The organism is Paraburkholderia madseniana (genome assembly GCF_009690905.1).
Taxonomy (GTDB): domain Bacteria; phylum Pseudomonadota; class Gammaproteobacteria; order Burkholderiales; family Burkholderiaceae; genus Paraburkholderia; species Paraburkholderia madseniana.
Genome location: NZ_VOSW01000001.1, coordinates 65218 through 81966 on the forward strand (window position 1 = coordinate 65218; position 16749 = coordinate 81966).

The following is a 16749-nucleotide window of genomic DNA, read 5'->3' on the forward strand; positions in this document are numbered from 1 at the left end:
ACATCACGGCGCGCTCACCCACCTCCTCGTTTCCTTGGCTCGGATCCTGCTTATGCAGGAATTATTGTTGAACAATATTTTTTCTATTGTTCAACAATGTATATTACCTCCACCCCGACGAGCGAGAACTCCATGAAAGCCCAACCTGATCTGAAAACTGTCATGCCCTCCCTGCCGCGGGTCGCGAAGTGCGCCGCCGCGCTCGCGCTGTTCGCCGCGTCTCACGCGTTCGCCTCGAGCGGCGCGCCGACCGTGGCGCCCGGCAAGCTGACGATCGGCGCGGATCTGACGTATCCGCCCTACGACTACGTGCAGGACGCTGATCCCGCCGGCTTCGATCCCGCGTTCATGACGAAGCTCGCCGGGCACCTGAAGCTCCAGCCCGGCTTCGTCGACACCCGTTTCGCGAATCTGATCCTCGGCGTGAACGCCAATCGCTTCGACGTAATCGCGTCGGCGCTCTATGTGACGCCGGAGCGCGCGAAACAGATCGACTTCGTGCCCTACCTGAAAACCGGCGGGTCGCTGCTCGCCTTGAGCCACACCGGCTTTGAGCCGAAGAAGCCCGAAGATCTGTGTGGCAAGCGCGTGAGCTCGATCAAGGGTGCGTCGTGGATTCCGAAACTCAACGACGTGTCGAAGCAGGTCTGTACGCCTGCCGGCCGCGGCGCAATCGACGTGCGCGAGTTCGAGACTTCGCCGGAAGCGGCCCAGGCCGTCCTCTCGCACGCCGTCGACGCGCAATTCGAAGACTCGGCCGTCGCGCAGATGACCGTCAACAAGCTCGGCGGACGCGTGGCGATTACGTCGACGACCCCGCTCTATCCGGTCGTCATCGGGCTCGGCATCAAGAAAGGCAATGACGCGCTTCTCGCCCAATTGAAGAGCGCGTTTGCGTCGATGAAGCAGCTCGGCGAATACCAGGCGCTCCTCAAGCAGTACAACGTCGCCGAGCCGACCGGCAATGACATTGCCCAGGCGCTCGGTACGGCATCGAACTAACTGCACGTTGCGCGCTCAGCCTGAGGCCGGGCACTCGCCCGCGCCCTCGTGGCTGCGCGTCGTAAGGGGAAGCACATGGTATTCGACTGGCACTACACGGCTTCGCTGTTGTTCGACGCCGCCTTCTGGAAAGCCACCTGGCTCGTCGTCGAACTGAGCGCCGCGACCTGGCTGATCGGCATTGTCGCGGGCTTCGCACTCGCCCTCGGCAAACAGTCTGCGTTCATGCCGCTACGCGTGGCGTGCAGCACCTACATCTGGCTCTTTCGCAGCCTGCCGCTGCTGGTGCTGCTGATCTTTGTCTATAACCTGCCGCAGGTGCTGCCCTGGACGGGCGGCCTGTTGTCCGACCCGTTCTGGGCCGGCCTGCTGGCGCTTTCGATCAGCGAAGCGGCCTACATCGCCGAGATCCATCGGGGCGGCCTGCTGTCGCTCCACAAGGGCCAGCTCGAAGCGGGCAAGGCGCTCGGTATCCGCTTCGTCGGCCTGCAACGGCTGATCGTGCTGCCGCAGGCGTTTCGCGTCGCGCTGCCCTCGCTCATTAACGAGTACGTTACGATCGTCAAACTGACGTCGCTCGTGTCCGTCATTTCGCTCGCGGAAATCCTGCTGGTTGGCGAACGCCTGTATACGCAGAACTTCAAGGTGCTGGAGACGATGCTGGCCGTCTCGTTCTACTATGTGCTGATCGTCACGGTGTTCGGCCAGGCGCTGAAGATGCTCGAAAAGCACCTTGATGTCACGCTCCGCACGCGAGCTGCAAATGCCGTCATTCCTGTGGAAACACCGCGGCCCGTGCAGGCAGCAAAGGACGTTCGTACCGCGCGAGCAAGCAGCGCGACGCGTTCGCTGGAAGCCATCGGCATCCGCAAGCGCTACGGCGATCATGAAGTGCTCAAGGGGATCGACTTGACCGTGCGCGCAGGAGAGGTGGTGTCGATCATCGGCCCGTCGGGTTCGGGCAAGACTTCGCTGATCCGCACGCTGAATGGCCTCGAGACGCTCGACGGCGGCGAAGTGCGCCTGCATGACAAGGCGTTCCTGTGGCCGCCGCGTGCGAGGCATGGCAAGGTGCCGCATGCGAAGTACATGCGCGGCATCCTCGATATCGGCATGGTGTTTCAGAGCTTCAACCTGTTTCCGCATAAAACGGTGCTGCAGAATGTGACGCTTGCGCCTCGCTACCACGGGCGTCTGAACGGGGCCCCGCTCGACGAATCCGGCATGCGCCTGCTGGCAAAGGTAGGCATGGCTGCGCATGCGCACAAGTATCCGCATCAGTTGTCCGGCGGTCAGCAGCAGCGCGTCGCGATTGCGCGGGCACTGGCGATGCAGCCCTCGATTGTTCTGTTCGACGAACCGACGTCGGCGCTCGATCCGGAACTGGTCAACGAAGTACTGAAGGTCATCGAGGGACTTGCCCAGGAAGGCATGACCATGATCATCGTCACACACGAAATCAACTTTGCGTTCCGTATTTCAGACCGTATCGTGTTCATGGAAGCGGGCACGATCGTGAGCGATGCGCCGCCGCGCGAACTGGCGACGCTCGACAAGACTTCGCGTATCGCCAGCTTCCTCAAAGACGTCCACCTTGCATAAAACACCGTATGCCCACCTCGCAATCAACTGTTACCCCCCTCGCTGGGCAGGAGCCCGAGCAATCGGTCACGGACCGGATTCTGTCGACGATCCGCAACGAGATCATTGAAGGCAAATTACCGCCGGGCACCGCACTCGTCGAGAACGACCTCACCCAGGCGCACGACGTCTCGCGCAACACGCTGCGTGAAGCGCTGCGTCTCTTGTGCCGTGAAGGGCTCGCGGTGCATTACCGGCATCGCGGCGTGATCGTGCGCACCCTGACGCGCCACGATGTGCGCGACATCTATCGGGTGCGGCGCACGCTCGAACTGCAGGCCCTGATGCGCGAGGACCCGATTGAGGAAGATGAAATCGCCGCGATGCGCGACGCAGTCGTGCACGCGCAAGCGGCGGCGGACGAAGGCGACTGGCGCAGCGTCGGCACCTACAGTCTGCTATTTCACCGGCGCATCGTGCAGTTGTTCGGCAGCCCGCTGTTCGACACATTCTTCACGACGATACTGGCACAACTGCGCCTCGTGTTTGCCTCGGCCCCCGACGAGCGGCGCTTCCAGCGTCCCTGGATTGCGAAGGATCAGGAGATTCTCGAACTGATCGCGAGTGGGCGCACCGCCGAGGCGAGCGCCGCGCTCGCCGGTTACCTGAAGCAATCGGAGCACGCCCTGCTCGATTACCTTTGATTCGTTGCCTCTCATTCCGGCTTAGTCCACCGATTCACGGCTACTGCTCAAACAGGCGACAGTGCGTGACAAGCGCAGCCTGTCCGTGTGCTTTATCAAGGAGTCTCCATCATGTTGAATTACCCCGCCGCCTATCAATCCACCACGGGATCCGCGCTCGACCCCGACAAGGCGTTTTATGGTCGCATCGCCTCCGAACACGATACGCGCACACTGGTCGAATCGATCGTCGTGCCCATCCGCTCGGGTCAGGCATGGACCGTACCGGCTGGCCATGTGTTTCGGATCGTCACGATTGAAGGTCCGCAAGTGGCCGACCTGAACATGTGGAATCTGCACAACCCGCGCGAGCGCATGTGGGCCTCGCGCACGCGCCAGTTGCAGCAGGCACATGTGAGCACCTTCGACCGTTTGTGGTCGACGCTACCCTTCCTGCGTCCCATGGTGACGATCACCGACGACAGCCTCGCCGACTACGGCGTCGACGAGCATGGCGGCCGCGTTCACGACCTGCTCGGCACGCGTTGCGATCCGTACGTGAACCGCATGCTGACGGGTGAGGATTTCCATTTCCACTGCCACTCGAACCTGACGCGCGCAATCGCTCCGTATGGCTTGACCGAATACGACGTGCACGACGTGCTGAACGTGTTCCAGTGCACGGGGCTGAATCTCGAAGACAAGTACTTCATGAAAGCCTGTCCCGCGAAGAAGGGGGATTACCTCGAATTTTTCGCGGAAATCGACCTGCTTTGCGCGTTGTCGACGTGCCCGGGCGGCGATCTCTCGTTGCCGATGTGGGGGCCGGACGCGCGCGATCCGCTGGAGGTATGCCGTCCGCTTGGCATCGAGATCTACCGGCTCGCTCCGCAGATGCTGGAGGGATGGACCTCGCCCGCGGTCGCCGCGTACAAGGGGCAGCATGGGATGACGTTGCAGCAGCCGCAGTGGAAGTGTGGGTGTTGAGGATTCCGCATCAGCGCGAGGCTTGCAAGCTCGCGTGGCAAACGCAAAGCGCCGATCTAACTTCGCGCTGATGACAGCGCGATGCGCTTGCCATGCAGGAACCGGCGCACGGCCGGATCACGCTCGAGTCCGATCGCGAGATCGTACGCGCCGAGCGCTTCGGTCGTTGCGCCGGCACGCGCGAGCAGATCGGCGCGCGCGGCCCAGTACGGCTGGTAGTCGGCCAGCCGCGGATCGTCCGCATACGGCGCGAGCGCGTCGAGCGCCGCCTGCGGACCGTCCCGTTCCGCCAGGGCGAGCGCGCGGTTCACCGCAACCACCGGCGACGCCGCAATCGCGAGCAGCGCATCGTAGAGCTGCACGATCTCGTCCCAGTTCGACCGATGCGTCTGGCAGCGGTAAATGTGCGCTGACTGCAGCGCGGCCTCGAGCTGAAAGCGTCCGATTGCGTTGAATGTGCTTGCGCGCCGCAGCAATGCGTTGGCTGCGTCGATCATCGGCGTGTTCCATGTCGCCGGATCCTGAGCCGAAAGCGGCACGTAGTCGCCGGCCGCATCGCGTCGCGCATCGCGCCTCGCCTGCGCATACAGCATTAGCGCGAGCAGACCCAGTGCCTCGGGCTCCTCGGGCAGCAGCTCGATGAGCAGTTGTGCAAGAAACAGCGCCTCGCCGACAAGATCGCGCCGCTCGGTATCGCCGCCGACCGGATCGGTCCATCCTTCCGCGTACGCCGCATAGACCGCTTCCAGCACGGCAGCGAGCCGGCCGGGCAACTCCTCGCGCTCCGGTACGCTGAACGGAATGCCCGCTTCGCGGATCTTGTTCTTCGCCCGCGCGAGGCGCTTGCTCATCGCGGCGGGCGACATCAGGAACGCGGACGCAATCGTCTTCGCTTCGAGCCCCAGCACCACCTGCAGCATCAGCGGCGTGCGAATCGCGGCCTCGAGCGCAGGGTGCGTGCACGCGAACAGCAGCGCAAGCCGCCGGTCAGGCAACACGCCTGCTTCATGCTCGTCGATCTCGTCGGCGAGGATCGTGAGCTGGTTCACCACTTCGTCGCCGACATGTCGATGGCGCGCGCCATCGATCGCCCGGCGGCGCGCAACCGTCATCAGCCACGCTTCGGGATTCGCGGGGCAGCCGCGCTCGGGCCAGTCCGCGAGCGCGGCTGCAAACGCGTCGGCGAGCGCGTCCTCGGCGGCGGCGACGTCGCGCGTGCGCATCGCCAGCAGCGCGACGAGCTTGCCGTAACTGCGGCGAGCGACCGCCTCGGCAATCGAATGCGCAGCGCCGTCGGCGTCACGCCCGCCGCCGCCGGACGGACTCATGCAGCAGATGGCGCGTCGTAGGGGGCAGTCCAGACCGGGCGCACTTCCATGAGGCCGTGCGCCGCGCCGGGACAACGCGACGCCCACGCGATCGCCGCGTCCAGGTTGGGCACGTCGATCAGGTAGTAGCCGGCGAGCTGCTCCTTCGAATCGGAATACGGCCCGTCAAGCACCTGCGGCTTGCCGTCGACGAGCCGCACCGTGGTGGCCGTGTTGGTGTTCTGCAGCCGGTTGGCGCCCACCAGCACCTCCGCTTTTTTCAACGATTCGGTGTACGCGTGATACGCGGCGACGCCTTGCTGCCGCTCGCTGTCGGTCATCTGGTTCCAGCCGTTTTCTTCCGAATAGATCATCAATAGGTATTGCATATGAGCCTCCGTCATGGGGTTAGGGCGGGTGAACATATCGGGCCGCCATGACAATGACGCTCGGGCGGCATGCTAACGGACAGGTGGTGGCGAAAAATTCAGAGTGGCACGCGCGATCTGCTCCTGTCAAACGCCGTGCGCCGGCACCGCGCGCGTCACATGCGCCAGCAAATTGTCGACATCCTCAATCGTGGTGGAGAAGGAAGTCACGAACCGCACAACGTTTTGTTCCCAACGATCGTGATAGAACCCGAATCCCGCCTGAAGCAGCGATTGGATGGCCACGGAAGGCAATCGACAGAAGATAATGTTGGCCCCAGTCGCGCCGAGCACCTCAACGCCGCTCAACCCCGCGAGTCCTCGGCTCAGGTGCTGCGCGGCGTCGTTGGCCTGGCGTGCGTTGCGCAACCAGAGATCGTCGGTCAAGTACGCGTCGATCTGCGCCGAAAGAAAGCGCATCTTCGAGAACAGATGGCCCGCACGCTTGCGACGGTAGCCCATTTCGGGTGCAAGGGATGCATCGAACAGCACGATCGCTTCCGCTGCGAACACACCATTCTTGGTCGCGCCGAACGACAAGGCATGGACCCCGGCCTTCCATGTCATCTCTGCAGGCGAGCAGCCGAGAGACACCAGCGCATTGGCAAATCGTGAGCCATCCATATGAAGTTTGATGGAGGATGCCTTGCAGACGTCCCCCAGCGCTTCGATCTCGGCCAGTGTGTACACGCCACCCTCTTCCGTCGCCTGCGTGATGCTCGCGCACGAGGGCTGCGTCGAATGTACGTCGCCCACCTTCACGCGAGCCGCGCTATGAAGTTTCGCGGGGTCTATCTTCGCTGATTGCCCGTCCACGGTGACCAGCTTCGCGCCATTCGTGTACCACGCGGGCGCGCCGCATTCGTCGTTGTTGATATGGCTCGACGGATGGCAATAGATGTTGCCCCAGGGCGGCGTCATCGCGCTCAGGCACAAGGAGTTGGCGGCGGTGCCGGTCGGCACGAGAAACACGTCGACTTCGCGCTCGAAGATTTCGCTCAGTTTGCGTTCGACGCGGGCAGTGAACTCATCTCCTCCATATGGGCTCGCCTGCCCGACGCTGCTCGCCGCGATGGCTTCAATTACCTCTGGCGACGCGCCCGCGATGTTATCGCTCGTAAAACCCAGAGCCGGCGCCCTGGCAACGTGTGATCGATTACTGCTGTCCATTGTCCTATCCTCAACTCGACGGGAGGAGCACTTCCCCCCGGATTGACGCATCCTATGTCGAGTGAAGCCGCCGGACTTGTAAAAAATTGATCAGTCGCGCAGCCACAGGGCGAGATGGCGCTGAACCTCGTGCTCTGCCGCCAACTGCGCGGCTTACGCCCTGTAGCACGACGGCGCGACGCCGTATGCCTGCCGGAAAGCGCGGTTGAAGTGACTTTGATCGTAGAACCCGACTTCCTGAGCGACTGTTGCAATCGCTTGCGAGCTTCGCGACAAAAGCGCACAAGCCCGCTCGAGACGAAGACGGAGCAACCACGCGTGAGGCGTCATCCCCACGGTCTGCTTGAATTGCTTGAGGAACTGGAACCTGCCGAGTGAGCACAACGCGGCCAATTCGTCCAACGTGATCTTGTCGCTGAGATGACTGAAGCAGTAGTCTCTGACGCGTTCCCACTGAATGCGCGAAAGCGAGCCCTGAACCGTTTCAGGCACGATCGCACGCGATTGACTCAGCAGGCACTCCAGCAACGTGAGCCATTCCGTCTGCATCTCAAGACTGCTCACGGCGTCGCAGCGCCGCATCGCATCGTGCAGTCGAAGAAGATGGCCCGCGAGCAACGGGTCCTCAAGCAAGGCTCCGGCGAATTCCGGCTCGCGATGAAGGCCGCTGATCTCCTCCGCCACGCTTGCGACGAGTTCTCGCGACAGGCGGAAAGTCTTGAGCGTGGATTGGTTTCCATCCACCACGGTTCCATCGTGAATCTCGCCTGGCGGCATCAGAACGACAGTCCCGGGTGCGTGCAGTACGGTCTTTCCGTTAACTCTCTGGCGCTGCACCCCGTCCGTCACCAACCCGACGTGGAAATCGAGGTGAAAATGGCGGTCGAAACTGAAATCCGCAAAGTGTGCGGTACTCAGCACCAGGCCGGGTATCTCGGACACTTGCTGGAACTGGACATTTTCAGTCATGGAACAGGGGGTGATGGCACGTGTTGGCGGACGTCAGCAAAGTATAGCGCTGCCGAAATCGAGCGGCTTCGTGTTCAATCACCGATCGCTCGCGAATCTTGCCCCGTATCCGCCTGCTCACGCATCAGCAGGAGCAGCGCGATAAGCACAAGCACTATCGTCAAGCCAACGAAGAGCAACGTCGCGCGTTGAATGTCGGCGAGCTGCACGGCGATACCAAGGCCGATCACAGGTAGTGAGATCGCCACATAAAGCACGACGAAAAAGCTGGACGTTACTTCCGCTCGCCTGTGCGCCGGCGCCGCGGACGCGATCTCGCCCAACCCCGCACGGAAGCTGATGCCCTGCCCGATCCCAGCCAGGGCGGTGCCGAGCAAAAGCGCGCCGAGCGAGCGCTCCGGCACGCACAGACCAACACATATCAGTCCCACGACGAGTCCAACGCAGCCGGCCGCTTGCCTCCATCGGGCAGCAATGACCGTCTGCACGATTTGCCCGAGTGCGGAGCACGCGAACAGCAGGAACACGATCGCGCCAGTCACGATACCGCTGTGAAAGCCGAGTACGACCCGAATCAGTTGCGGGGCGACAGCCGCAAAGAAGCCCACCACGACGAAACCGGCAAACCCCGCCAACGCGGCAGGCATAAACGCACGGCGTACTTCGGCAGGAAGCGAAATTTTCTGGATGCCGAGCTTCACGCGCGCAGGAATCGTAGCGGTCTCCGGCACGCCAAGAACGACCAGCGCGGCGACACCCACCAACGCGAGATGCGCGGCATAGGGCAAGCGCATCGGCCAGGGGAATAATTCGACGAGGATGCCGCTTAGCAAAGGACCACAACCCAGCCCGAGCATATTGGACGCCGTAGCCGCGAGCATGGCTTTGCCGCGCCACGCAGGCGGCGCGAGTTCGATCACAGCTACGGTGGCGGTTCCTGTGAAGATGCCGGCGGAGATTCCCGACAGCAGGCGGCCGAGCATCAGAAGCGCCAACCCGTCGCTGAGCAGAAACATCAGCGCTGACGCGGCCGACGCAAACAGTCCGGCCAGTAGCATGCGACGACGGCCGAGCTGATCGGACCAGTTGCCGACCAGTAGCAGTGCACCCAGCACCCCGATTGCATACGAGGCATAGATCACCGTGATGATGGTCGGGGTAAAACCATACTGCAGTTGGTAGTACCGATAGATTGCCGTCGGTAGCGTTGTGCCCATCATGTTGATCGCGAACGCCAACGCGACAGCCAGAAATGCGATCGGGGATCGCGGTGTGACAGAAGCTGCTTTCATGAAACGTCCCAACGGTTGCTCGAAGACTGCGCGCAATTATGGGCAATTTCTCACGGCCTTGCTGGCGGCTCGACAGTGGCGGTCAGCTTCGACCTCGCATTACGACGGCGGCGCTAAGCGATCGGCACATCACGCGGGCGCAGGTGATCGACCCGCTTTTCGCCGTGGTCGAACTCGCGCCGCGCCAATTCCATTTCGCTCATATGGACTTCGACCCAATCCCATATCCCGCAGATCTTGTCGAGCAGGCTCCGCCCCAGCGGCGTCAGCTGATAGTCGACCCGCGGCGGGATCACCGGATGCACGTAGCGCGTGACGAGGCCGTCACGCTCAAGCTGTCGCAATGTCTTGGTGAGCATTTTCTGGCTCACGCCCTCCACCACTTCGCGCAGCCGCGAAAAACGCATCTCGCCGTGCGTACCGAGCGCGTCGATGACGAGGATCGTCCACTTGTCCGCGATCTGCTCGATGATGTTCCGCGCCAGGTCATCAGTTTTTTTTTGCGGATTGTCGTGCGCGTAAGCGCCGTCGCAGCAATTAGTTTCCATGGGGAAAGTATGAAACCGTCAGGTGCCTTCTTGTGATCGCCGGATGCCGCTGAAATAATCGGCTCACCTGCCCGTCCGATGGGCATGTCGCCGTTAGTCAGATCGCATTCGACCCGGATGCGGTGCTTTACGTAGTGCTTTGATTAGAGAGCTTCACATGACTATTGAAACAATCGCAATTGAAGGTTTAACGACCCCCGTCTCACGCATCGGCCTTGGCACTTGGGCGATCGGCGGATGGATGTGGGGCGGCACCGATGAGAAAGACTCGATCGCGGTGATCCGCCGGGCGCTCGACAGCGGGGTCAATCTGATCGACACAGCGCCGGTGTACGGCTTCGGCGCATCGGAGGAGATTGTCGGCAAGGCGTTGGCCGATGGATATCGGCACAAGGCGGTCATCGCGACCAAGGTCGCATTGGAATGGCACGACGGTGCGGTGTTCCGCAATTCGTCGCCAGAGCGCATTCGTCAAGAAGTAGAGGATACGCTTCGGCGCTTGCGGACAGATTACATCGATCTGTATCAGGTCCACTGGCCCGATCCGCTGGTGCCGATCGAAGAAACCGCCGCGGTACTCGACGATCTGCGCAAGGAAGGCAAGGTACGGGCGCTGGGCGTCAGCAACTTCTCGCCTGCGCAAATGGATGCGTTCCGGCGCGTGGCGCCGCTGTCGACCACGCAACCGCCGTACAACCTGTTCGAGCGCGATATCGATCGTGATGTGCTGCCGTACGCAAAACAGCATGGGCTCGTCGCGCTTGCCTATGGGGCATTATGCCGCGGGCTGCTGGCGGGGCGCATCGGTGTCGAGACGCGTTTCGAGGGCGACGATCTGCGCCAGCGCGACCCGAAGTTTCGCGAGCCGCGTCGCGAGCAGTATGTCGCGGCCGTGAAAGCGCTGAACGTGTTCGCGCGCGATAACTTCGACAAGTCGGTGCTCGCACTGGCGGTGCGCTGGGTGCTCGATCGCGGCCCGACGATCGCGCTGTGGGGCGCACGTCGTCCGGCGCAGTTGGACGGGATCGAAGATGTGTTCGGCTGGCGCCTCGACGAGAAGGCGTTCGAGCAAATTGACGCGATTGTCGCGCAGTTCGTCAAGGATCCCGTTGGGCCGGAATTCATGGCGCCCCCGGAACGTGTGCTCGTAGCGTGACAGGGAGCCATCGAACATGCGAACCCATCGACGCACCTTCATGCTCCATTCAATCGGCGCGGCGGCGCTCGCGATTACGGGGCGCCCCGTCTGGGCAGGCAAGAGCATGAACGGCGTGCGCAGGTAGGCGATGCCAGGCAGCGCCGACGGTGGATAGTGCGTTGTTGAAGCGGGCGTGATCGGCGCTTTATCCGCCACGTCTCATTGTGTCGCGCCGGCGTGCCGCAATGCATCCTCCGCAGCCGGGTTGTGCTGTGCGATCGCCATTTGCAACGCGGTCCCGCCGCGCGCATCGACATGATTCGCGTTGGCGCCGTGCGCGACAAGCACCGGAATCATATCTAGTCGGCCGAATAGCGCGGCAAACGACAATGCCGTTTCCCCCGCGTTGTTGGTTTGATCGATGTCGCAATGCGTGTCGAGCAACATCGTTGCGATATTCGTCTCGCCTTTGAAGAGCGCCCCCATCAGTGCCGTGTTGCCATGCCGGTCGGCGGCGCAAGCGTTGGCGTCGGCAGAAAGAAGCGCCTTCAATGTCTCAGGGTGGTTGTCATACGCGCTAAGGATCAGCGCGGTATAGCCTTCGGGCGTTGTTGTCTCGAGCGGGAAATGCGCGTCTATCAACGCCTGAACGATATCCGTGCGTCCCGCACGCGCCGCGGCAAACCAGTCTTCGGTGTAACGCGGCGTGTCCGTCACGGCCGAATACGTTCCCGGCTGATACACATGCTGTGCGCAACTCGCCGTCAACAGTGCGGCCAGGGTGGCGACCGCCACGGTCCGAACAAGGCGCCGGGCAGTGAAAGAGCATTGCATTACGTTCTCCGTAAGAAAGCGTGTCTAGTCATTTGTTGGGAAGCCTGCTTGCGCAGGCTCCCGTACATGCATCAGTTATCGCTCAGGTGTGCGGCCGCATCCTTCACACGGGTGACATCCGCGTTGGTCGCACGCGCGAGACGGGTACCGTAGTCGGCATCAGCCTTATAGAAGTACGAGAGCATTGCGTACTTGTTCGCGTCGTTGGTCACGCGCCCAAGGTCGCCAGACAGCGCCGTGATCAGATCGGTCTTGCCGGTCTCGGACAGCGTCCGGTAATACTCGCCGGCCTGACGGAAGTCGAGCGTCTTGTGGATCGCTCTTTGCTGGGTTGTCCCCTTCAGCGGCGTCTGCACGGACTTGTACTTGTCCTGCTGTGAGATTTCGGCGACTCCGGATGGCTCGTAGTTCACTTCGCCCTTTCGCTCCCCCTCATTCATGAAGCCGTCCTGGTTGTTGTTGTAGACCGGGACGATCGGGCGATTGATCGGCAACTGGTTGTAGTTCGGGCCGAGGCGATACATCTGCGTATCGGCATAGGAGAACAGGCGACCCTGCAACATCCGGTCCTCGGAAGGCTCGATCCCCGGCACGAGCCGCGACGGCGCGAAAGCCGATTCTTCCGTGGACTCGAAATAGTTGTCCGGAACGCGGTTGAGCGTCATCGTGCCCACCTTCTGCTCTGGGATGGAGGACGGCCACACCTTCGTGTCATCCAGCGCATCGAAATCGAATTTGTCCAGGTCCTTCGGCGAGAGCACCTGAATGTATAGGTCCCACTGTGGATACGAACGCGCCTTGACCGAGTTGTACAGGTCATTGGTCATCAGATTCCAGTCCGCGCCGATCGAATGCGGGATATCCTGGGGACGAATGCCTTCGACACCCTGACGGCTCTTCCAGTGAAACTTCACGTAGTGAACTTCGCCTTTTGAATTGACGAACTTGAAGGCGTGCACGCCGTAGCCGTCCATGTGGCGATACGAATCCGGCATGCCCTCGTCCGTGTAGAGGTGCGTCAGCATGTTCGTCGCTTCGGGCGAATGGGCGAAAAAGTCGAACGCCAGATTCGGATCCTGCACGCCAGTCACCGCCGATGGTTTGTTCGCATGCACGAAGTCAGGAAACTTGATGGCGTCCCGAATGAAGAAGATCGGCCAGTTGATGCCGACCATGTCCCAGTTGCCTTGCTGCGTGTAGAACTTGATAGCGAAACCGCGCGGGTCTCGTGCCTGCTCGGGCGAGCCGCGATAGCCCATCACCGTCGAGAATCGAACGAAGACCGGAGTCTTCGATCCAGGCGTGAACACCTGGGCAGAGGTGAGGGAGCTGATGTCTGTAGTCGGCACGAACTCGCCATAGATACCTGTGCCACGCGCATGCACGACGCGCTCGGGTATGCGCTCGCGGTCGAAGCGCTGCAGTTTCTCGATGAGATGAGAGTCCTGCAAAAGCACCGGACCTTCGGGGCCCGCCGTCTGGGAGTTCTGGTTGTCGCCGACAGGCGACCCGCTATCCTGGGTCATATCTACGGCATACGCCGGTTGAGCGATCGCCATTGCCGAGACGATCGAGAAAATGCTTGCTGCAATCTGTGTCTTCAGTATTTTCACGTTGTATTCCTGGTTCAGGGGGGAAACCGGAGTAATCCTATTACTCAGACATTCGATTATCCAATCTCTTTTTCCTATCATTTCAATAGCCACTGAATTCCTTATGAAAATAAAAATTACAAAAATAAAATTGACTGAAAACACGAATTGTTCTGCGGAGCGATTGCAAACCCCATGACGAAAAAATGAAATAAAAAATTATTCGAAATTTTGAAGAGAGAATCCGCCATGGGCCTTGCTGCATTGCCGTTTTCTCAACAATGACTCCGCATCGCGCGTGTGGTGGCCCGCGTAGGCGCCGTGCGTGGTGGTGCTGTGTACGCTTTATTCATCTCGAGTAATTTCAACTGCATTTATTATTTTTACGCATACCCTTATGATTGATATGTTTTTATCCAGCATATCTACAAGACATTTAATTGTTTTATAAATGACCTTAACTTAACCTTATCATTGCACGGAATAGCGATAATTAAATCAGGAACGCAGGCATGCGCGCCAATAGTTGGAGATGCCTTTCCTGATTTCGCCACTTGCCTCGAATGTGAATTGAGGCGTTATCGATAATCATTCCTGCAACAAAGCTCTGGCCGAGTCGTTTTCGATAGAGGGGGATGCAGAGTATCGAGTTCCTGCTTGCCGATTGTGTCGGCTCCCATTGCCAGTGGTATAGACCGCCCCTGGCCAGAATCGGGGCCCGTTTGACCTCAAATCGACCCTCTTGTGGCTTGTCCGCCGTGACGGTGTAGCCCAAACTGCTGCTCTCGTGAGAGCCTCTCCCCAATAAAGGATTGCACCGTCCGTGACTCGCTCCGATCCACTTCAAGGTCTTCCTGACATCCTTGAACCAGGTTTGTCGGTGGTATTTTGCGGAATCAATCCGGGCGTTCTTGCGGCATCGACCGGCCGCCACTTTGCCGGCAGAGGCAATCGGTTCTGGCGGGTCGTTCATCTGGCGGGCTTCACGCCTGAACAGATTTCTCCTGACGACGATCACACGCTCCTGCAGTATGGTTGTGGCCTCACAACCGTGGTCTCGCGTCCAACCGCACGAGCGGACGAACTATCACCCGGGGAGTTCAAAGCGGCTGCGACGGAATTCGAGCAGAAGATTGAACGCTATGCGCCGCAATGTGTTGCCTTCCTGGGGAAGATGGCGCTCTCCGCCATGTCGGGCACACGCGACATCCATTGGGGTCCACAACCGACAACGTTCGGCGGCGCCCACACATGGGTGTTGCCGAATCCCAGCGGACTGAATCGCACATTCAGCCTCGACGCGCTAGTGTCCGCCTACCGGGAACTTCGTCTTGCCGTCGCGCCTGCCGGGGGCGCGCTTCCTCCTTCAACGCGTGGCCCCGTTCCCTCATCGCGACTCGAATAATTTCAACAAGCTTTCATCGCGCACTCCCGCTCGCTGCGACCGCGGCCCAAAGAAAACCCCCACGATCAACCGTTCGTTGGCGCAAGCTACGGGCCGAAACACACCCGACGGAGTGTTTCATATCCCAACATGTATCACTCCGGTAACTCAAGCCTTGCGCGCCCCGGGTAGATTGACGCCATGCTTGGTCTCAATGGTTGTCCACCGGCTTCCACCAAGGCGAACATGAGCAACACACGGTCTGTCAGCAAGGCCCTCGTGGCCGTCGGCGATTCGCCGCACGCGCTATTCCTCCGGCCCACCTTGATAAAACATTACCGCCAATTACGAAGCGCATTCATCGTCACGGATCCAGTCACCAGGCCATAACATCGCCCTGTGCCAATCACGACGCTATACATTTTGCGCAGTCCGCTTTGCTTGCAATTAGCTAACAGCATGCCAAACGGTTGTTGGGTTGTGACAAGGCACGAGAACCATGGCATGGTCCCAACATCCCGGCAGAGAATAACTCCCCATCCGACTATCAACGGCAGCATCTGTTTTCGGAGATACCTATGAGCGAAGCCGTGTCCAAGCAACCCAAGCGCTCCCGACGCGGGCTCATTCTGTTTGCGGTTGTCGTGCTGGCGCTAGTTGCGCTTGTCGTTGTCCATTTGTTGACCCAGAAGAAACCCACGCGCGACGTCGCACCCATCGTCGTCACTGTAGCGAGCGCTACACTCGGTTCAATGCCAGTCACGTTGAGCGAACTCGGCACGGTCACGCCGACCGCCACCGTGACCGTGCTGCCACAGCTAAGCGGCTACCTCACGGCCGTCGGTTATCACGAAGGCCAGGAAGTACAGAAAGGCCAGTTCCTCGCCCAGATCGATCCGCGCCAGTATCAGATCAGCAAGCAGCAGGCTCAGGCAACACTCGCCAAAGACCGCGCGACGCTGGCCCAGGCGCGTGCCGATCTGGTCCGCTTCACGCAGTTGAACGAGCGCAAGTCGATCGCCCAGCAGACCTTTGCGGATCAGCAATTCCTGGTGCAGCAGGACGAGGCCGCAGTCCAGGTCGATCTCGCCAACATCGCCCAGTTCGACCTCGACCTGATCTATTGCCGGATCACCGCGCCGGTCGCCGGCAAGGTCGGTCTGCGCCTCGTCGACCCTGGCAACTACGTGACGGCGTCATCGTCGACGGGGATTGTCGTCATCACCACCATCAAGCCGACTACCGTGCAGTTCACGGTGCCGCAAGACGCGCTGGCCTCCATCGTGCAGCGCCTGAATGGCGGCGCGACCTTGCCGGTCACCGCGTATTCCAGCGACAACGCGCGCGAGGTTGCCACAGGCGCGCTTTACGCCGTCAGCAACCAGATGGCCACGTCGACCGGCACCGTCACCTTACGCGCTACTTTCGCCAACGAGGACGAAGCGCTGTTCCCCAACGAGTTCGTCAACGTCAAGCTGCTGGTCGATACGATGCAGAATGCCGTGCTGGTGCCGACCCCCGCCGTGCAAACCGGCGCGCCGGGTGACTTCGTCTATCTGGTCAACGCCAACAACACCGTCTCCGTGCACAAGGTCAAGCTCGGTCCGAGCGACGGCAAGAACACGGTCATCCTGTCCGGCCTTTCGCAGGGCAACCAGGTGGTCACGGACGGCACAGACCGTCTGAACGACGGCGCCAAAATCCAGCCGGCCAAGTCAAAGCCTGCGGCGGCTGGTCCATCGGCCAGCGGCGCCGCCGCGGAGCCTGCCGCCTCCGAACCCGCTGCGGCGTCCGCGCCAGCAGCGGCGTCGGCCAATGCTGCTTCGTCGTAGCA

At 61.0% G+C, this 16749-nt stretch carries 15 protein-coding genes; 7 read left to right on the plus strand and 8 right to left on the minus strand.

Annotated elements, in window-relative coordinates; genetic code table 11:
• Positions 1-132: 132 nt before the first annotated feature.
• From FSO04_RS00265 to FSO04_RS00280, 4 genes are all read left to right on the plus strand, one after another.
• Entirely contained in the window at positions 133-1002 is an 870-nt protein-coding gene (locus tag FSO04_RS00265) for a transporter substrate-binding domain-containing protein (protein WP_154557832.1), read from the plus strand.
• A gap of 75 nt (positions 1003-1077) precedes the next feature.
• Positions 1078-2604, plus strand: a complete 1527-nt coding sequence (locus tag FSO04_RS00270) for an amino acid ABC transporter permease/ATP-binding protein (protein WP_154557833.1) — start codon at positions 1078-1080, stop codon at positions 2602-2604.
• Between the two features lie 8 nt (positions 2605-2612).
• On the plus strand, positions 2613-3287 hold the full coding sequence (locus FSO04_RS00275) for a GntR family transcriptional regulator (RefSeq protein WP_154557834.1): 675 nt from the start codon (positions 2613-2615) through the stop codon (positions 3285-3287).
• Between the two features lie 111 nt (positions 3288-3398).
• A complete protein-coding gene (locus FSO04_RS00280; protein ID WP_154557835.1) occupies positions 3399-4253 on the plus strand; it encodes an urea carboxylase-associated family protein in 855 nt (284 codons plus the stop codon).
• Between the two features lie 56 nt (positions 4254-4309).
• Here the strand turns inward: FSO04_RS00280 and FSO04_RS00285 are convergent, their stop codons facing one another.
• The 6 genes from FSO04_RS00285 to FSO04_RS00310 all read right to left on the minus strand — a co-directional run bounded on the left by FSO04_RS00285 (position 4310) and on the right by FSO04_RS00310 (position 9967).
• Positions 4310-5581, minus strand: a complete 1272-nt coding sequence (locus tag FSO04_RS00285; RefSeq protein WP_154557836.1) for an RNA polymerase sigma factor — start codon at positions 5579-5581, stop codon at positions 4310-4312.
• The gene (locus FSO04_RS00290) at positions 5578-5949 is read right to left on the minus strand and encodes a YciI family protein (RefSeq protein WP_154557837.1); all 372 of its coding nucleotides are present in this window, start codon (positions 5947-5949) and stop codon (positions 5578-5580) included. Before FSO04_RS00290 ends, FSO04_RS00285 begins: the two co-directional genes overlap by 4 nt.
• A 126-nt stretch (positions 5950-6075) precedes the next feature.
• Complete coding sequence (locus FSO04_RS00295; protein WP_154557838.1) at positions 6076-7158, minus strand: threonine aldolase family protein; 1083 nt, start codon at positions 7156-7158, stop codon at positions 6076-6078.
• A 153-nt stretch (positions 7159-7311) separates the two neighbouring features.
• Entirely contained in the window at positions 7312-8127 is an 816-nt protein-coding gene (locus tag FSO04_RS00300) for a helix-turn-helix transcriptional regulator (RefSeq protein WP_154557839.1), read from the minus strand.
• A gap of 74 nt (positions 8128-8201) precedes the next feature.
• Positions 8202-9419, minus strand: coding sequence for an MFS transporter (locus FSO04_RS00305; protein WP_154557840.1), 1218 nt, complete (start codon positions 9417-9419; stop codon positions 8202-8204).
• 113 nt (positions 9420-9532) lie between these two features.
• Complete coding sequence (locus FSO04_RS00310) at positions 9533-9967, minus strand: winged helix-turn-helix transcriptional regulator (RefSeq protein ID WP_154557841.1); 435 nt, start codon at positions 9965-9967, stop codon at positions 9533-9535.
• Positions 9968-10124: 157 nt separating this feature from the next.
• On the opposite strand from FSO04_RS00310, the gene FSO04_RS00315 reads away from it, so the two are divergent.
• Positions 10125-11123, plus strand: coding sequence for an aldo/keto reductase (locus tag FSO04_RS00315; RefSeq protein WP_154557842.1), 999 nt, complete (start codon positions 10125-10127; stop codon positions 11121-11123).
• Positions 11124-11324: 201 nt separating this feature from the next.
• On the opposite strand, the gene FSO04_RS00320 is transcribed toward FSO04_RS00315, so the two are convergent.
• Both FSO04_RS00320 and FSO04_RS00325 read right to left on the minus strand, forming a co-directional pair.
• Entirely contained in the window at positions 11325-11939 is a 615-nt protein-coding gene (locus FSO04_RS00320; RefSeq protein ID WP_154557843.1) for an ankyrin repeat domain-containing protein, read from the minus strand.
• Between the two features lie 71 nt (positions 11940-12010).
• Positions 12011-13498 carry a catalase gene (locus tag FSO04_RS00325; RefSeq protein WP_154558012.1) on the minus strand — a complete coding sequence of 496 codons (1488 nt, stop codon included), beginning with the start codon at positions 13496-13498 and terminating at the stop codon, positions 12011-12013.
• Positions 13499-14354: 856 nt separating this feature from the next.
• On the opposite strand from FSO04_RS00325, the gene mug reads away from it, so the two are divergent.
• Positions 14355-14936, plus strand: coding sequence for a G/U mismatch-specific DNA glycosylase (gene mug / locus FSO04_RS00330; protein WP_233464696.1), 582 nt, complete (start codon positions 14355-14357; stop codon positions 14934-14936).
• A 557-nt stretch (positions 14937-15493) separates the two neighbouring features.
• On the plus strand, positions 15494-16747 hold the full coding sequence (locus FSO04_RS00335; RefSeq protein ID WP_154557844.1) for an efflux RND transporter periplasmic adaptor subunit: 1254 nt from the start codon (positions 15494-15496) through the stop codon (positions 16745-16747).
• Positions 16748-16749 lie beyond the last annotated feature (2 nt).